The sequence below is a fragment of the Bhargavaea ullalensis genome, from assembly GCF_042432615.1.
In the GTDB taxonomy this organism is placed as follows: Bacteria; Bacillota; Bacilli; order Bacillales_A; family Planococcaceae; genus Bhargavaea; species Bhargavaea ullalensis.
Window position 1 is genome coordinate 1 of the sequence record NZ_JBHLWY010000006.1, and the last position, 18,187, is coordinate 18,187.

Here is an 18,187-nt window from a genome sequence, read left to right on the forward strand (position 1 = left end):
CTGCTTCATTTACTCTGTGCATCCTTCGGCAGAAAGGGCTTTGTTTTGTTATGCAAACTCACCCAAATGCACCTAGCCTTCTATGAAGTTCGTGTTCCTCAGACCGGAGGTTTGCCGCCCGCTTCCTTCAGATTCCACCTCACGGTGGACACCCTTGCGTTAAGCTAACTGTTACTTCTGCCTTCACAGCTCGGGACTTGCACCCTATAGACTGCGCCCATGCTGGGCGCACAAAAAGTGCCGCCGGGCAGCGGAATCCTGCACGGCGGCACTTGAAGGGATGATAGTCAGTTTGGCAGGATGAGTGCGGTCGCACGCGGGCCGGAAAACAGTTCGTGCGCCAGCCGGTCAACCTGTTCTTTGTCCACCCGGCCGAACGAAAGGAATACCTCTTCGGGAGAACGGTGCTCGCCGATGAACAGTTCCGTTTTTCCGTTGCGGTTCATCCGGGCATCCGGGTCTTCCAGGCCCAGCAGGAGACTGCCCCTCATCTGGCTGACCGCGTCTTCGATCTCCATGACGGCCGCTCCCCCATCCGCCAGTTTGCGGACCTCCTCGTCAATCGCCGTCCGCATTTCATCCAACCGTTCCGGCGATGTTCCTCCGTAGATTGTGACGGATCCGTTGTCAGAATAAGACGAGTGGTAAGAGTAGACGGAGTAGGCGAGCCCCCGGTCTTCCCTCAGCGACTGGAACAGCCGGGAAGACATGCTGCCGCCGAGCAGGCTGTTCAGGATGATGAGCCCGTAAATATCCTGACTGTGGACGTCGAGTCCCGGATACCCGAGACAGAAATGGGCCTGTTCGGCTTCCCGCCTTTTTAAGATTTCACCGGGATGAAACACCGGGGCTTCCTGTGTATGGAATCTTTCTATTGGCAGAGTCCAGCTTCCGAAGAGCTGTTCTGTTTTACGGATCAATGATTCGCTGATTTTCCCGGCCAGGGAAATCACGATGTTTTCCGGCCGGTAAAACCTGGCCATGAAATTCCGTGCCTGTGCGGGAGTGAACGAACGAACGCTCTGCCGGGTTCCGAGGATCTGCCTTCCCATCGGATGATTTGGATACATCGCCGCGATCAGCTGCTCATGGACATCGTCCTCGGGATCGTCTTCCACCATTGCAATCTCCTCGAGGATGACGGATTTTTCTTTCTCCATTTCCCCTTCGTCAAACGCCGAGGAGAAGAACATGTCCGCCAGCACTTCCAGCGCGCCTTCCGCATGCTCGTCCAGCACCTTCATGAAGTAACAGGTCTCTTCCTTGGAAGTGAAGGCGTTCACCCATCCGCCTGTTCTATCAAACGCCACGGCGATGTCCCTCGCCGACCGTTTCCCGGATCCCTTGAACAGCATATGCTCGATGAAATGGGCGAGGCCCGCTTCGGTCTCGTCTTCGTTGCGAGAACCTGCCTTCACCCAGATGCCCGCAGAAACGGAGGAGACGGACGGCATCTTTTCGCAGACGATCCGGACCCCGTTTGGCAAAGTCATTTTGTTGATCATCATTGCTCCCCCCTCAGGAATGTCCGTATACTGCCGGACAGATAAAAAGGAACCGGCCAGCGGTCACCGGCCGGTCCCATCTATAGGTGTTCAGGATTGTTCTTCCTTCTTTTCCTGCTCTTCTTTGAGAACGATTTTGCGGGACAGGTTCACCCGGTTGTGATTGTCGATCTCCACGACCTTCACCCGGACGACGTCCCCCATCTTCAGGACATCTTCGACTTTGTTCGTCCGCTCTTCCTGGATTTCGGAAATGTGAAGCAGTCCATCTTTTCCTGGGAACAGTTCCAGGAACGCGCCGAACTTTTCAATCCGCTTCACTTTGCCGTCGTAATACTCGCCGACTTTCGCTTCACGGACGATGTTCTCGATGATGGACTTCGCTTTTTCGTTCATCGCCTGGTCCACCGACGAAATGTAGATCGTGCCGTCTTGTTCGGTATCGATTTTGACGCCGGTCTCTTCGATGATCTTGTTGATCTGCTTGCCGCCCGGTCCGATGACGTCCCGGATCTTGTCCGGCTTGATCTTCACGACGAGGATTTTCGGCGCATAGTCAGACAGACGGGTGCGGGGCTCCGAAATGGCACTCATCATGTTTTCCAGAATATGCATCCGGCCTTTTTTCGCCTGGCCGAGCGCTTCCTCCAGAATTTCACGCGACAGGCCGGCCACCTTGATGTCCATCTGGAGTGCCGTGATGCCCTTTTCGGTGCCCGCCACTTTGAAGTCCATGTCGCCGAGTGCGTCTTCCATGCCCTGGATGTCGGACAGAACAGTGTAGTTCTCCCCGTTTTTGACGAGTCCCATCGCGATCCCGGCAACCGGTGCCTTGATCGGAACACCCGCGTCCATCATCGCCATCGTGGAAGCGCAGATTGATGCCTGCGAGGAGGAACCGTTCGATTCAAGCACTTCGGAAACCACTCGGATGGTATACGGGAACTGTTCTTCGGTCGGGATGATCGGCTCGAGCGCCCGTTCACCGAGTGCCCCGTGGCCGATTTCGCGGCGGCCCGGGGAGCGGATCGGACCGGTTTCTCCGACGCTGAACTGAGGGAAGTTATAGTGGTGCATGAACCGTTTCGACTCATCGAGTCCGAGGCCGTCGATGATCTGGACGTCCCCGAGCGCACCGAGCGTACAAATGCTGAGCACCTGCGTCTGCCCGCGTGTGAAGAGCGCGGACCCATGCGTGCGGCCGAGCACGCCGGCTTCGGAAGCAAGCGGCCGGATCTCATCCGGGCGGCGGCCGTCAGGACGGATTTTTTCATCCGTGATCAGCCGACGGACCTCTTCCTTGACGAGCTTGTCCAGGATGGCCCGGACCTGTCCGAGATCGGCATCCTCGTCGTCCGCATAGCTTTCGAGCACTTCTTTTTTCACAGCCTGGATGGCTTCTTCCCGGGCATGCTTTTCCTTCACCTGGATCGATTCGAGAAGACGCGCCTCGGCTTGCTCTTTCACAATGCCGAACAAGTTTTCATCCAGCTCAAACAGCCGGATTTCCCGCTTGTCCTTCGCCATTTCAGCGGCGATCTCTTCCTGGAAGGCAATGAGGCGTTTGATCTCCTCATGCCCGAACATGATGGCTTCCAGCATCACGGATTCCGGAACTTCCTGTGCCCCCGCTTCGACCATGTTGACGGCGTCTTTCGTGCCGGCGACGATGAGATCGATGTCACTCTGGGCTTCCTGTTCGATCGTCGGGTTGATGATGAATTTCCCGTCGATCCGGCCGACCTGGACACCCGCAATCGGGCCGCCAAACGGTATATCTGACACCATGAGTGCCAGCGAGGAACCGAACATCGCTGCCATCTCGGAGGAGCAGTCCTGGTCCACGGACATGACCATGGAAATTACCTGGACTTCGTTGCGGAAGCCGTCCGGGAACAGCGGACGGATCGGACGGTCAATCAGCCGGCTTGTCAGGACCGCCTTTTCCGACGGACGCCCCTCCCGCTTGATGAACCCGCCCGGTATCTTCCCGACCGCGTACAGCCGCTCCTCATAATTGACGGTGAGCGGGAAGAAATCAAGCGGTTTCGGTTCTTTGGAAGCGGTTGCCGTCGAAAGCACAGCCGTATCCCCGTACCGCACGAGAACCGCACCGTTTGCCTGCTTGGCAAACTTGCCGGTTTCCACGACCAGATCGCGGCCGGCCCAATTGAAGGTGTACTTCTTCTCATTGACGTTCAAACGGATGTCTCCTCTCTTTAAATACCCATATTCATTTTGGTCATTTGTTCTGCCGGAAATACAGGAGCAAGCCCTACGGGAGGACCGCATCAGCGGGTCAGCCAGCCTTTGCCGCAAATCGGTTGTCTTTGGCCGGCTTCCCATCTCGGCACGCTCCGCTTTTCTTTGTCCAGCTGCGTGGGCCAGACCCTCGGGGTCATAAGTCCGACGGCTACTCGAAGCAGGCTTCGCTCCGCCGGCGGACTTATGCCTGTCGGGTCTAGGCGGCCCGCTCCGCTTTTCTTTCTATGTATCTAATTTAGTGTACCAAAAATGGCGGTGGGATGCGAAGGGATTTCGGGCATAGAAAAAAGCGGGCCGAAGCCCGCTTTTTTTAAAGGTCACGCGATTATCGGCGGAGGCCGAGTTTCGCGATCAGGTCGCGATAGCGTTGAACGTCGTTTTCACGAAGGTACTTGAGCAAGTTCCGGCGACGGCCGACCATTTTGTAAAGGCCGCGGCGGGAGTGGTGGTCTTTCTTGTGCGTGCGCAAGTGTTCGTTCAGGTTGTTGATCTCTTCCGTGAGGATAGCGATCTGGATATCCGGGGAGCCCGTATCCGATTCATGCGTGCGGAACTCTTGGATGAGTTCGTTTTTACGCTCTTTTGTCAATGCCATCCTGTTCACCTCCAAAACATAAAATGATATCCCCAATTCCCCAGCAAACGTAGGTGAATCGATTGCCAAGCAACGGTTAAGTGCTTCAGCACAAATAAATCATATCACAGCATCGGGTCCGATTCAACCGCGGGCGTGTCCGGAAAGAAGTTTTTCTGCTTCTTCTTTGTCGCGACTGATTTGTTCTTTCAGCGCATCCACGCCGTCGAACTTTCGTTCCTCGCGGATCCGTTCCATCCAGAGAACCCGGACTTCCTTCCCGTACAGGTCCCCTTCAAACCCGATCAGATTCACTTCGACCGACAGCTCGGTCTCCCCGGGATTCTTGAACGTCGGACGATAGCCCGCATTCAGGACGCCCGGGTATTTCACTCCGTCCGTTTCAAAGAACACGGCATAAACACCGGGAGCGGGCAAGAAGGATTCCTTTACGGGCTTGACGTTCGCTGTCGGGAACCCGATCAGCCGTCCGCGCTTGTCTCCTTCTATGACGGTTCCGTCAGTCATGAGCGGGCGTCCGAGAAGTCCGGCGGCTCCCCGGACGTCCCCTTCTCCGAGCAGCCGGCGGATTCTCGTTGAGCTCACTTTGTCGCCGTCCTCCTCGACTTTTCCGATGACGGAAACGCCATAAGTTCCCTCCGCAAAGCGGCGGAGGTCTTCGGGTGTCCCCTTGCCGAACTTGCCGAACGTGAAATCAAATCCGGTCGTGATGTGCCGGACGCCGATGCCTTTCACATAAGCGTCAATGAACATCTCCGGAGTGAGCGATGCAAATTCTTTCGTGAACCGGATGACAAACACCGCTTCTACTCCCATGCCTTCAAGAATTTCCATCTTCTGATCAATCGGCGTTATGTAGGTCACTTCTTTCTTGTTGCCGAGAACGGCGGACGGATGAGGATCGAATGTCATGACGGCCGGGATCAGCCCTTCTCTTTCGGCGACTTCCAGCGCATGCCCGATCACTTTCTGATGTCCGCGGTGGACGCCGTCGAAAAATCCCGCCGCGACGGAATAGCCGCCGGCACCCGTATCCGGCATAGCCGGGTATAAGATATTAAAGATTTTCACTGGTTTTCCTCCTTCTCTTCAGGAGATCCGAACATTTTTTCCGGCTTCATCAGTCCCGGTTTTTCGGGGTGCCTGCGGTAAACCGCGACGGCTCTCCCCTGTTTTGTGAAGACCATCCGCTCATTTTCCTCAAGCTGCCCGTGAGCCGGCAATACTTGACCGTTCAGGACGCGCGCAAACAGATCGTCGTCCAATTCTTCTGCAGGGAAACCGTCGAGTGCCCGTTCCACCGGAAAAATCGCTTCATCGAGCCGGCCGGCCTCCCGGAGGCTCTCCACCTCTTGCAGCGTCAGGCAGTCGCCGGATGAAAAAAGTCCGGAAGCCGTCCTCACGAGCGACGCCATGTGGGCCGGATAGCCGAGCTCCTCGCCGATCCGAACGGCAAGCGTCCGGATATACGTCCCTTTTCCGCATTCCACCCGGATTTTAAACTGCGGCTCCTCTCCTGCAAAAACCGGTTCGCCCGATAGCAATTCCATGCGGTGGATGACGACCGTGCGCGACGGCCGTTCCACTTCAATTCCTTTGCGTGCATATTCGTAAAGCCGGCGGCCATTCACCTTGACGGCGGAATACATCGGCGGCGTCTGGACGATTTCGCCTGTCAGGCTTTCCAGGACCTCCCGGACCCGGTCCGCCGGGATTTGCTTCTCAGAGAGGTCCGAGTCGACTGTCGCGCCACCCGCGTCTTCGGTCTCGGTGGCGCGGCCGATGCTGATCACCGCCTCGTACGTTTTGCCGGCATCTGTTATGTACTCGGCAGCCTTGGTTGCTTTGCCGAGGCAGATCGGCAGGACGCCTTCCACGTCCGGATCGAGCGTGCCGGTATGGCCGATGCGCTTCATCCGCAAAATTTTCCTCAGCTTGAACACACAGTCATGAGACGTCATGCCTTTCTCTTTCCAGAGCGGCAAGATCCCTTCATGCATTGCGGAACCCCCTTTCTGTCCGGCAGAAACAGACACCGTCATCTGTGCCTTCTGCCGGCAGCCACTGCGTATGTACGGAAAATGAGCCTGCGCCGATCCGGCTGCAGGCTCTTTTCCATTATTCCTCTGTCTCCGGCTTTGATTCATTGACCTGCCTGAGAAGAGATTCGATCCGGTTCCCGTAATCGACCGACTCGTCGAACTCAAAGAAGATCTCCGGAGTTTTCCGCAGGCGGATCCGATGTCCGATTTCGGACCGGATATACCCTTTCGCCTTCGTCAGCCCTTTGAGCGTCTCTTCCTTCTGGCGGTCGTCGCCCAGCACGGAAATGAAGATGGTGGCCTGCTGGAGGTCGCCGGTCACTTCGACGTCCGTCACCGTGACGAATCCGATCCGGGGATCCTTCAGTTTTCTGGCGATGATCTCCCCAAGCTCTTTTTTCATCTGCTCCGCCACGCGGTTTGCCCTCATTGTCATATTGAACACCTCGGCTTCCGCTATAAGTCTTGCTTTGTGCTTTCAGTCATCTCCCAGCCGGAATGGGACATCAGGAAATTCAGCACGCGGTCGACTTCCCGTTCGGCCGCGGTCCTCGATGAAGCCACAGCGACAACCGAAATGCCGGCCCGCTGCCACAGATCCTGATAGGCTGTTTCGGCGATGGAGACATTATATTGCTGTCTGACCCTGGTGAGCATGCGCTGCAGGATGGCCCGCTTGTCCTTCAAAGAATGGGTTTCATAAAGATGAAACTCGCATTCGGCGAGGATGATCACGCCCGCTCGACCTCTTGCATGACGAAGGCTTCGATGATGTCGCCTTCCTTGACGTCATTGAAGTTCTTGATCGTCATCCCGCACTCATAGCCGCGGGAAACTTCCTTGGCATCATCCTTGAAACGCTTGAGCGTATCGAGCTCGCCCTCAAAGATGACGACACTGTCGCGGATCACGCGGACGCCGGAATCCCGTGTCACTTTGCCCTCGGTCACATAAGCGCCGGCAATTGTGCCGACCTTGGAGACTTTGAACGTTTCGCGCACTTCTGCCTGGCCGATGACTTTTTCTTCGAATTCTGGATCCAGGAGGCCCTTCATCGCGGATTCGATTTCTTCAATCACTTTGTAGATGACCTTATGCAGGCGGATGTCCACGCCTTCCTCGTCGGCCGCCCGCTTGGCATTGACGTCCGGTCGAACGTTAAAGCCGATAACGATGGCATTGGAAGCCGCTGCCAGGCTGATGTCGGATTCCGTGATGGCACCGACGCCTGTATGGATGATTTTTACGTTGACGCCTTCGACCTCAATCTTCATGAGGGAAGCGGCCATCGCTTCGACCGTACCCTGCACGTCTGCTTTGACGATGAGGTTCAGATCTTTCATTTCGCCCTGTTTCATCTGTTCGAACAGATTGTCGAGCGTGACGCGGGATTTCTCGCCGCGCTGTTCCTGGATGACGTCCATGGCGCGGGATTCCCCGACCTGGCGGGCCGTCTTTTCGTCTTCGAATACGACAAAGCGGTCTCCGGCGAGCGGCACATCATTCAGCCCGGTGATTTCAACCGGGGTGGAAGGTGCGGCGTCTTTTACGCGGCGGCCGACGTCATTGACCATGGCGCGGACGCGTCCGAATGCGGAGCCGACAACAATCGGATCGCCGATTTTGAGCGTGCCGTCCTGGACGAGCAGCGTAGCGACAGAGCCGCGGCCTTTGTCGAGCCGGGCTTCAATGACAGTGCCGCGTGCGCGTGTGTTCGGATTGGCCTTGAGTTCTTCCACTTCGGAAACGAGAAGAACCATTTCAAGCAGCGTGTCGATGCCTTCATCTTTCAATGCTGAAATCGGGACAAAGATCGTCTCCCCGCCCCAGTCTTCCGGCACGAGCCCGTGCTCCGTCAATTCCTGCATGACGCGGTCCGGATTGGCGGACGGCTTATCCATTTTGTTGACAGCGACGATGATCGGCACTTCCGCAGCTTTGGCGTGGTTGATCGCCTCGATGGTCTGCGGCATAACGCCGTCATCCGCTGCCACAACGAGAATCGTAATATCGGTGATTTTGGCTCCGCGGGCACGCATCGTGGTGAATGCGGCGTGACCCGGAGTGTCCAGGAAGGTGATCTTCTTGCCTTTGTCTTCAATCTGGTAGGCACCGATATGCTGGGTGATGCCGCCTGCTTCGCCTTCCGTCACTTTCGTGTTGCGGATCGAGTCCAGCAGGGTCGTTTTCCCGTGGTCAACGTGACCCATGATCGTCACGACCGGCGGACGTTCTTCTTTGAGTTCCTCCGCGCCTTCTTCTTCCTCGAAGTAAGTTTCCAGGTCGGTGATGTCCACGCGGATCTCTTCTTCCACTTCTACCCCGTAATCGGCACAGATAAGCTCAATCGCATCTTTGTCGAGTTCCTGGTTGATCGTGGCCATCACGCCGAGCATGAAGAGCTTTTTGATGATTTCCGAAGGTTCCCGGCCAAGTTTTTTGGCCAGTTCGGCCACGGAAAGCGATTCATAGAAGGTGATTTTCTCCGGCAGCGGTTTTGGCGTGCGCGGAACTTGCTGGACCGGCTGCCGTTTCTTTCTGCCCTGATGCGTGCCGCGGATTGGACGCCCGCCCGGTCCTCTGCGTCCGCCCTGGCCTTGGCGGTTGCCGCCACCCTGGCCTTGGCGGTTGCCTGTGCCCTGACTCTGGCCTGCCGGACGATTGCCGCCGCTCTGGCTTTGGCCTGCCGGTCGATTGCCGCCCTGGCCCTGGCGGTTGCCTGTGCCCTGGTTCTGGCCTGCCGGTCGGTTGCCGCCCTGGCCCTGGCGGTTGCCTGTACCCTGGTTCTGGCCTGCCGGTCGGTTGCCGCCCTGGCCCTGGCGGTTGCCTGTACCCTGGTTCTGGCCTGCCGGTCGGTTGCCGCCCTGGCCTTGACGATTGCCGCCTTGGCCTTGGCCTGCCGGACGATTGCCGCCCTGGCCTTGGCGATTGCCGCCTTGGCTTTGGCCTGCCGGTCGGTTGCCGCCTTGATTGCCCGTGCGGTTGCCGTCACGCTTTGGCTGTCCGCCTTCCCGGCCGAACTTTTGGTCCAGCTTGGTGGTAGCGTTCCCGTCCAGCATGGACATATGATTTTTAACGTCAATATTCATTTTGCTCAGTTCGTCGATGACTTCCCGGCTTGATTTATTGACCGTTCTCGCATATTCATGGACTCTGATCTTCGTCATTCGGTCACTCCTCCTCTTGTTCCCTTAGCAGGCTGGACAGCTTTTTTGCAAAACCGCTGTCCGTTATTGCCACTACGACGCGCGCCTCCTTTCCGATTGCATGGCCTAGCTCGCAACGGGAGCCGAATTCATGCAGTGGAATTCCGTAATGGCTGCACTTGTTCTTCATCTTGTCCGCCGTGTTGGCCGAAGCATCGTTTGAAAGGACGACCACTCTCGCCGATCCGTTCCGGATGGCGCCGAGTACCAGTTCTTCACCTGTCGTAATTTTGCGTGCGCGCGCCGCAAGGCCGATCAGGTTGAACACTTTTTGCCGGCTCATGTCTCTCATAACAGTTTTTCTCTCAGGATGAGGCGAAGAACCTCATCATATAATTCATCGGGCACTTTCACCCCGAGCTGGTTTTCAAGGGCATTCCGCTTTTTCGCCTGTTTGACAGCCTCTTCCGATTTGGAGATGTAGGTGCCCCGGCCGGACTTTTTGCCCGTCGGGTCAACGGACACTTCTCCGTCCTTGGAGCGGACGATGCGGATCATTTCTTTCTTCGGAAACATGCCGCCCGTTGCCGCACATCTGCGGAGAGGCACTTTCTTGGCATTCGCCATCGCTTGTCATCCTTTCCGGTCAGTCTTCGTCTGCCGGCTCCGCTTCATCTTCGCCGGCATCTTCACCGTACAGGTCGATCTCGCCGGACTCTTCGGATTCAGCTTCATCATACAAATCATACTCTGCTTCACCGAACACTTCATCTTCCAGCCACTCTTCCCCGGAGCCGTCTTCATCCGACATCGCATCGCCGGTCACCGTCCGCGGATAAATGCCGAGCTCGCGTGCATCGGCTTCGCTCTTGATGTCGATCTTCCAGCCGGTCAGCTTGGCGGCAAGGCGCGCATTCTGACCCCTCTTTCCGATCGCGAGGGAAAGCTGGTAATCGGGCACGACGACGGTCGTCGACTTTTCTTCTTCGTTGACGAGTACATCCAGCACCTTTGCGGGGCTCAGTGCATTGGCGACGAAGATTTCCGGATTCTCGGACCATTCCACGATGTCGATCTTTTCGCCGGACAGTTCATCGACGATCGTCTGCACACGGTTTCCGCGGGCGCCGACGCAGGAGCCGACCGGATCCACGTCTTCGTTGTGTGCACAGACCGAGATTTTGGAGCGGTCTCCCGCTTCGCGTGCGATTGACTTGATCTCGACGATGCCATCATAGATTTCAGGCACTTCCATTTCAAACAGCCGGCGCAGGAGTCCCGGGTGGGTCCGCGAAACAAACACTTGCGGGCCGCGCGATGAGCGCTCCACTTTCGTGATGTATACTTTGATGCGGTCGTGGGGCTTGTAGGTTTCGGACGGAATCTGTTCGTTCGAGGGAAGAACGGCCTCCACCTTTCCGAGGCTGACGTAAATGTTCCGCGGATCCAGCCGCTCGACGACACCGTTGACGATGTCGTCCTGACGGTCTACGTACTCATCATAGATCATTCCGCGCTCCGCTTCACGAACACGCTGCGTAACGACCTGCTTGGCGGTCTGTGCGGCAATCCGTCCGAATTCACGCGGCGTCACTTCTTCTTCCACGACGTCCCCGAGCTCATAGAGCGGATTGATCTTGCGTGCTTCTTCAAGCGAAATCTGCAGGAGGTCATCCTCGATGTCATCCTCCATCACGACATCTTTACGCGAATACACGCGCATCGTGCCGGCGTCCATGTTCAGATCCACACGGACATTCTGCGCCTGGTTGAAGTTCCGGCGGTAGGCCGTCACAAGTGCCGTTTCGATCGCTTCAATCAGCACCTCACGGGAAATCCCCTTTTGTTTTTCAAGGGCGGTGAGCGCCTCAAGAAGATCACTGCTCATCTGCTATTCACTCCTGTCCTGACTTTATGCCTAGAAATCGATGGCCAAGCGCGCAAACGCGATCTTGTCCTTCGGTATCTCGATCTTGACTTTGCGGGTCTTCACTCTCATCTCGATCTCCGCTCCCTCTTCCCCGTAGGAAAGCAGGTAGCCCTCAAACTCCTTCGAACCGCCGATGGGTTCATACGTCCGGAAGTGGACGAACGAACCCACCGCATTTTCAAAGTCTTTCTCCTTTTTGAGCGGCCGTTCGGCTCCCGGAGAAGACACTTCCAAAAAGTAGTTCTGCGGAATCGGGTCTGTTTCATCCAGCTTCATGCTGAGCTGCTCGCTGACAGCTGCACATTGCTCGATGTCGATTCCTCCGCCCGGCGTATCGATGAATACCCGGAGGAACCAGTCACGGCCCTCTTTGACGAATTCAATATCGACCAGCTCCAGCCCTTCCTGATCAAGGATCGGGCTGACGAGCTCTTCGACTTGAGATGTGATTTTGCTCATAAAAACCTCCTTGGTTCCCGGAAAAAAAGCTCTCGACAAACAGAAAAGAGCGGGAGATCCCACTCTTCTGCGCGCGACTATCCGAACTTGTTGAGACAATTTTACCATAGCCGCATAGGTGTTGCAACCGATCAGAACAGTGAAAGCTGGTTCGCTTCGGGCATGCCTTCGAGGCAGCCGAGCTCGTCCATATAGTCGATGATGGCCCTTGAAACACGGCCCCTTTGCTGAAGATCTTCCTTGGACAGGAATTCTCCTTCCGCGCGTGCTTCAACAATCTGCCGCGCGACGTTGTTGCCGAGTCCCGGAACCGCGTTGAACGGCGGGATCAGGGCGTCGCCTTCGATGACGAACTCGGTGGCCTTCGATTTGTACAAATCGACTTTCGCAAAACGAAAACCGCGCTCGCACATTTCCAGCGCGAGTTCGAGGACCGTGAGAAGGCTTTTCTCTTTTGGAGAAGCATCCAGCCCCTTGGCCTCGATTTCATCGATTTTCGCCCGGATCGTCGCCGATCCCTTGTTCATGCCGATCAGATCAAAGTCGGACGCCCTTACCGTGAAGTAGGCCGCATAGTACAAAAGCGGGCGGTGGACCTTGAACCAGGCGATCCGGACTGCCATGAGCACGTAAGCGGCGGCGTGCGCCTTCGGGAACATGTACTTGATCTTTTTGCAGGAATCGATGTACCAGTCCGGCACACCCTGCTTTTTCATCTCGGATTCGAATTCCGGTGTCAGGCCTTTCCCTTTCCGGACCGATTCCATGATCTTGAAGGCGAGCGACGGTTCGAGGCCCTGGTAGATCAGGTAGACCATGATGTCGTCCCGGCAGCCGATCACTTCGGACAAGACGCACGTTTTGTTGTGGATGAGTTCCTGTGCGTTGCCGAGCCAGACATCCGTGCCGTGGGAAAGCCCGGAAATCTGGACCAGTTCAGAGAAAGTCGACGGCCTGGTGTCTTCGAGCATCTGGCGGACGAAGCGCGTCCCGAATTCCGGGATGCCGAGCGTGCCGGTCTTGCAGCGGATCTGCTCTTCCGTGACGCCGAGCGATTCCGGTCCGCTGAAAATCTTCATCACTTCCGGATCGTCCGTCGGGATTGTCTTCGGATCCATCCCGGACAAGTCCTGGAGCATCCGGATGACGGTCGGGTCATCATGTCCGAGTATATCCAGCTTCAGCAGATTATCATGGATGGAGTGGAAGTCGAAGTGCGTCGTTTTCCAAGGGGACTCCTGATCGTCCGCCGGATACTGGATCGGCGTGAAGTCGTAAATGTCCATCGTGTCCGGAACGACGATGATCCCGCCCGGGTGCTGGCCGGTGTTCCGCTTGACGCCGCTGCAGCCTTGAACGAGGCGGTCGATCTCCGCTCCCCTGATCGTCAGGTTGTTGTCGTTCATGTAGCCGCGCACATATCCGTAGGCCGTTTTCTCGGCAACCGTCCCGATTGTCCCGGCACGGTACACATAGTCTTCACCAAACAGCTCTTTTGTATAATTGTGCGCGCGCGGCTGGTATTCGCCGCTGAAGTTCAAATCGATATCCGGGACTTTGTCGCCCTTGAAACCGAGGAACGTCTCAAACGGAATGTCGTGGCCGTCCTTTGTCATCGGGACACCGCAGTCCCCGCAGTCTTTTCTCGGCAGGTCAAACCCGGAACCGATGCTTCCGTCCGTGATGAACTCTGATTTCTTGCACGAAGGGCATACGTAGTGCGGCGGAAGCGGGTTCACTTCCGTGATTTCCATCATCGTGGCAACGAGCGAAGAGCCGACCGATCCCCTGGATCCGACGAGGTATCCGTCGTCAAGCGACTTTTTGACGAGCTTGTGAGAAATGAGGTAAATGACCCCAAATCCGTGCCCGATGATTGACTTCAATTCTTTTTCCAGACGTTCGGTGACGATTTCCGGCAGTTTTTCGCCGTAGATTGAATGGGCCATCGTGTAGGTGAGATCCCGCACCTCATCGTCCGCGCCTTCGATGACGGGGGTGAACAGTTCATCCTTGATGACCTGGACTTCTCCGATCTGTTCCGCCACCCATCTCGGGTTGTCGATGACGATCTCCTCGGCCTTCTCTTCGCCGAGGAACGCAAACTCCTCCAGCATTTCATCGGTTGTCCGAAAGTGGACATCGGGCAGAGAATGCCGGTTCAGCGGATTGGCACCGCCTTGCGAACCGATAAGAATCTTCCGGTAAGCAGCCTGGTGATCCTCGATGTAATGGACATTCCCCGTGGCAACGACCGGCAGTCCAGTTTTTTTGCCGAGCTTCATCATTTTGCGGATGATGTCTTCAAGGTTCCATTCATCCCGGACAAGCTCCAGTTCGATCAGATGGGCATAGACCGGTTTCGGGTGTACTTCGAGGTAGTCGTAGAACTTCGCAATCTCCTCCACTTCATCGAGCGGCTTCTGCATGAGCCCCTCAAATACCTCTCCCTTGTCGCAGCCCGAGCCGATGAGCAGACCTTCCCGGTGCCGCTGGAGCACCGAGCGCGGAATGCGGGGAACCCGGTAGTACGTCTCCGTATGGGAAGAGGAGACGAGCTTGAACAGGTTTTTCAGGCCGGTCTGGTTTTTCACGAGAATCGTGCAGTGGGACGGGCGGGCGCGCTTGTAGGCATCCCCGCCGCCGATATGCAGATTGAATTCATTGTGGTTTTTGATCCCCAGCTCTTCCGCCTCTTTCAGCAGATGGACAAGCAGATGGCCTGTCGCCTCACAGTCATAGATCGCCCGGTGATGCTGGGTGAGGTCGATGCCGAACTTCTTGCAAAGCGTGTTCAGACGGTGGTTCTTCAGTTCCGGATGAAGCATCCGGGCGAGTTCAAGTGTATCGATCACCGGATGCGACCTTTCCTCGATGCCCGCCTTTTTATAGGCTTCGTACAGGAAACCCATATCGAAGGAGGCGTTGTGCGCAACGAGGATCCCCGTTCCGGCCCATTCATGGAACCGCCGTGCGACTTCTTCGATCTGCGGAGTTCCCCGCACCATATCGTCGGTGATCCCCGTCAGGTCAATCGTCGTGGCGGACAGCGGATGGCCCGGGTCCGAAAAGCTCTCGAACGTATCGATGATCTCCCCGTCCTTCACGCGGACCGCCGCCAGCTCGATGATCTTATCGTAGACGGCGGACAGGCCGGTCGTCTCCACGTCAAAGACGATGTATTCGGCGTCATCCAGGTTTCTGTCCACTTCCTCATAGGCGACGGGAACGCCGTCATTCACAATGTTCGCCTCAAGGCCGAAAATGACTTTGATGCCGTGCTTCTGGCCGGCGGTATAGGCATCCGGAAACCCTTGTACGTTGGCATGATCTGTGATGGCGACCGCCGGGTGCCCCCATTTCGCCGCTTGGGCGACGATCTCGCCCGCTGAGACGACCGCGTCCATTTGGCTCATGTTGGAATGAGCATGGAGCTCGATCCGCTTGCGGTCTTCCGGCGCGGTGTCTTTCCTGATGGCCGGGGTGATTTCCATGATGTCCTGTGCCATCATGATGAGGTCGCGGACGAATGTGTCGTTCTGGATCGATCCTCTTGCACGGACCCAGGCCCCTTTTTTGAGTCCGGTCATCGCCTCTGCGTCTTCCTTGTCCCGGGAGAACATTTTCACCTGGATCGAGTCGGTGTAGTCGGTCACTTTTGCCGTAAGGAGGGACCTGCCGCTCCTGAGCTCCCGGATTTCCACATCAAAGACGACGCCCTCGATCGTCACCCTGCGCTCCTCGTCCTGGATGAGGCGGATGCCGGTGATCGGCTCATCCGGTTTGATCGGAAGGCCGATGGAAAATGGTCCGGACGGCTTGCCGGACTCTTTCTTTTCCTTCTCGCGTTTTTGAAGGTCCGCAAGTGCGCGGCTCGCAAGCGCCTCTTCCTCGGCGCGTCGTTGTTCCAAGAATTTCTTGCGTTCTTCTTCGGCCCCCTCATCCTCTTCACCGAGGACAAATTCCACAGGGACGGGCGCAAAGCCGAATCCCGCATAGACCTCCGCCAGAATCCGGGCGTATTTTCCCTTCATCGTCTGAAGCTCCAGCTCGGAGCCGCATGTGAGCTGAAGGGATTGGCCGTTCCATGACGGGAGCTGACCTGACAGACGAGCCCTTACGGGAGGCGACATGTCCGGCAGTTCTTCCAGCACAAAGGGCCAGTAGCCCTGCACCAGCTTCTCATCCGCCGCCGGCTCTTCCGCCCGGATGTCCAAAAGGACGCGGGCCACCGGACTGAATGTCGCATCGATTCTCTTCCTGAACTCCGAAAAAACCGTGACCGGCAAAATCCGTTTCAGCGTGACGCGAAAATGCCAGACGCGCGACTTCTTGTGAACATCCAGACGTTCAAGCGCAGCGCCTCCGAAATACCCGGCCATCCCGTCGTCGGTCATGCCGATATGCTGCAGCAGGATATTAAAGCGCATCTTTGGATCCTGTTCCAACAGCTTTCTCCCCCTTCCATGCCCGGAGAGAAAAAAGAAGGGAAAAGCCCAAACCGGGCCATTCCCATCTTTTCCGAGCGTCGATTAGCCAAAGAACGAACGAAGCTTGTCCGTCAGTTCTTCCTTTTTCCATTCGACCGTATCGCCGGTTTTGCGGAATTTAACTTCCACAATCCCTTCGGCCGCTTTTTTGCCGATCGTGATGCGGACCGGCAGGCCGATAAGATCGGCATCTGCAAATTTGACTCCAACACGTTCAGGACGGTCGTCATAGAGGCACTCATACCGGTAAGAAGTGAGGAGGTGATACAGTTCATCGGCAAGCTGGCGCTGGTCGTCATCTTTCATATTCACCGGCAGAAGATGGATGTCTGCAGGCGCCATCTCCTTCGGCCAGGCGAGGCCGCTCTCGTCGTGGAACTGCTCGGCCATTGCCGACAGGATGCGCGATACGCCGATTCCGTAGCAACCCATGATGTATGGTTGTTCCCGGCCGTTGCTGTCGAGGAACTTTCCGTCCATCGGCTCCGAATAAGTCGTTCCGAGCTTGAAGATGTGGCCGACCTCGATGCCGCGGGCGAACTTGATCGTCCCCTGGCCGTCCGGCGACGGATCGCCCTCCATGATGAAGCGCAGATCTTCATAGCGGTCCACCGAGAAATCCCTCTCCGGATTGGTGTTTTTGTAATGGAAGCCGTCTTCATTGGCTCCCGTCACGGCGTTTCGCACCGATCGGACGGCGTGGTCGGCGATGACCCTGAGTCCCGTCGGCAGCTTGACCGGTCCGAGCGAGCCGATGTCGGTGCCGGTCGCTTCCTTGACCTGTTCGGGCGTCGCCAGTTCGACGACTTTGCCGTCCAGTGCATTTTTTACCTTGATGTCGTTGATCTCGTGATCGCCGCGGCAGAGCACGACGACCGGCTCGTCATCCACGATGAACACAAGCGTCTTGAGGCAGTCTGCCGGCTCTACCCCGAGGAAAGCGGACACGTCGGAAATGGTGCGGACGTCCGGTGTTTCGACTTTCTCGAGCGCCTTTTCGGTTTCTTCCGGAACAGCGTAATCCACATTGACTTCCGCCATTTCGATGTTGGCCGCGTATTCGGACGAATCGCTGTAGGCGATCGTGTCTTCCCCGATGTCGGAAAGCACCATGAACTCATGCGTGTCCTTGCCGCCGATCGCGCCGGAATCCGCGATGACCGCCCGGAAGTTGAGGCCGAGTCGGGTGAAGATGTTCGTATACGCCTGCTTCATGTCCGCGTATGTTTCGTCCAGACTCTCCTTGGAATCATGGAAGGAGTAGGCATCTTTCATGATGAATTCCCGTCCACGGAGCAGGCCGAAGCGGGGCCGCTTTTCGTCACGGAACTTCGTCTGGATCTGGTAAAGCGTCAGAGGCAGTTTCTTGTACGACTTGACTTCGTCTCTCAGGAGCGACGTGACCACTTCCTCGTGTGTCGGCCCGAGGGCAAATTCCCGGTCGTGGCGGTCGTGCAGCCTCATGAGCTCCGGACCGTAAGTGTACCAGCGCCCGGTTTCCTGCCAGAGTTCGGCCTGTTGCAGGGACGGCATGAGCACTTCCGAACCGCCGATTGCGTCCATCTCTTCCCGGACGATCGTCTCGATTTTCCTCAGCATCTTTTTGCCGAGCGGCAGGTACGAATAAACCCCGCTCGTATTTTGCCGGATGTAACCTGCGCGCAGCAGGAACTGATGGGAACGGATCTCCGCATCAGCCGGCGTTTCGCGCAATGTTGGTATGAACGTTTTGCTTTGTCTCATCGGATTTTGCAC

Annotated in this window: 14 protein-coding genes; all 14 read right to left on the reverse strand. The window is 56.7% G+C overall.

The annotated features are described in order from the left end of the window. Window positions 1-287 precede the first annotated feature (287 nt). Window positions 288-1,505, reverse strand: a complete 1,218-nt coding sequence (locus ACFFIY_RS01435; RefSeq protein ID WP_354196337.1) for a M16 family metallopeptidase — start codon at window positions 1,503-1,505, stop codon at window positions 288-290. Window positions 1,506-1,595: 90 nt separating this feature from the next. Beyond that, window positions 1,596-3,707, reverse strand: coding sequence for a polyribonucleotide nucleotidyltransferase (locus ACFFIY_RS01440; protein ID WP_354196335.1), 2,112 nt, complete (start codon window positions 3,705-3,707; stop codon window positions 1,596-1,598). A 388-nt stretch (window positions 3,708-4,095) separates the two neighbouring features. Then, entirely contained in the window at window positions 4,096-4,365 is a 270-nt protein-coding gene (gene rpsO / locus ACFFIY_RS01445; protein WP_076756497.1) for a 30S ribosomal protein S15, read from the reverse strand. A 123-nt stretch (window positions 4,366-4,488) separates the two neighbouring features. Next, the gene (locus tag ACFFIY_RS01450) at window positions 4,489-5,436 is read right to left on the reverse strand and encodes a bifunctional riboflavin kinase/FAD synthetase (protein ID WP_354196333.1); all 948 of its coding nucleotides are present in this window, start codon (window positions 5,434-5,436) and stop codon (window positions 4,489-4,491) included. Beyond that, entirely contained in the window at window positions 5,433-6,365 is a 933-nt protein-coding gene (gene truB, locus ACFFIY_RS01455; protein WP_354196331.1) for a tRNA pseudouridine(55) synthase TruB, read from the reverse strand. The genes ACFFIY_RS01450 and truB overlap by 4 nt, the downstream gene beginning before the upstream one ends. 118 nt (window positions 6,366-6,483) lie before the next feature. Next, complete coding sequence (gene rbfA, locus ACFFIY_RS01460; RefSeq protein ID WP_354196329.1) at window positions 6,484-6,843, reverse strand: 30S ribosome-binding factor RbfA; 360 nt, start codon at window positions 6,841-6,843, stop codon at window positions 6,484-6,486. A gap of 20 nt (window positions 6,844-6,863) precedes the next feature. Then, window positions 6,864-7,142 (reverse strand): DUF503 domain-containing protein, encoded by a 279-nt coding sequence (locus tag ACFFIY_RS01465; RefSeq protein ID WP_354196327.1) that lies wholly within the window; start codon window positions 7,140-7,142, stop codon window positions 6,864-6,866. Next, on the reverse strand, window positions 7,139-9,574 hold the full coding sequence (gene infB / locus ACFFIY_RS01470) for a translation initiation factor IF-2 (RefSeq protein ID WP_354196325.1): 2,436 nt from the start codon (window positions 9,572-9,574) through the stop codon (window positions 7,139-7,141). The genes ACFFIY_RS01465 and infB overlap by 4 nt, the downstream gene beginning before the upstream one ends. 4 nt (window positions 9,575-9,578) lie before the next feature. Next, window positions 9,579-9,896: a YlxQ family RNA-binding protein gene (locus ACFFIY_RS01475; RefSeq protein WP_354196323.1), complete on the reverse strand. Its 318-nt coding sequence runs from the start codon at window positions 9,894-9,896 to the stop codon at window positions 9,579-9,581. A gap of 5 nt (window positions 9,897-9,901) precedes the next feature. Beyond that, complete coding sequence (gene rnpM / locus ACFFIY_RS01480) at window positions 9,902-10,180, reverse strand: RNase P modulator RnpM (RefSeq protein WP_354196321.1); 279 nt, start codon at window positions 10,178-10,180, stop codon at window positions 9,902-9,904. Between the two features lie 19 nt (window positions 10,181-10,199). Continuing rightward, a complete protein-coding gene (gene nusA / locus ACFFIY_RS01485; protein ID WP_354196319.1) occupies window positions 10,200-11,441 on the reverse strand; it encodes a transcription termination factor NusA in 1,242 nt (413 codons plus the stop codon). A 30-nt stretch (window positions 11,442-11,471) separates the two neighbouring features. Next, a complete protein-coding gene (rimP, locus tag ACFFIY_RS01490) occupies window positions 11,472-11,942 on the reverse strand; it encodes a ribosome maturation factor RimP (protein ID WP_354196317.1) in 471 nt (156 codons plus the stop codon). 131 nt (window positions 11,943-12,073) lie between these two features. Continuing rightward, entirely contained in the window at window positions 12,074-16,372 is a 4,299-nt protein-coding gene (locus ACFFIY_RS01495; RefSeq protein ID WP_354196347.1) for a PolC-type DNA polymerase III, read from the reverse strand. 102 nt (window positions 16,373-16,474) lie between these two features. Then, the gene (locus ACFFIY_RS01500; RefSeq protein ID WP_354196315.1) at window positions 16,475-18,175 is read right to left on the reverse strand and encodes a proline--tRNA ligase; all 1,701 of its coding nucleotides are present in this window, start codon (window positions 18,173-18,175) and stop codon (window positions 16,475-16,477) included. Between the last annotated feature and the right edge of the window lie 12 nt (window positions 18,176-18,187).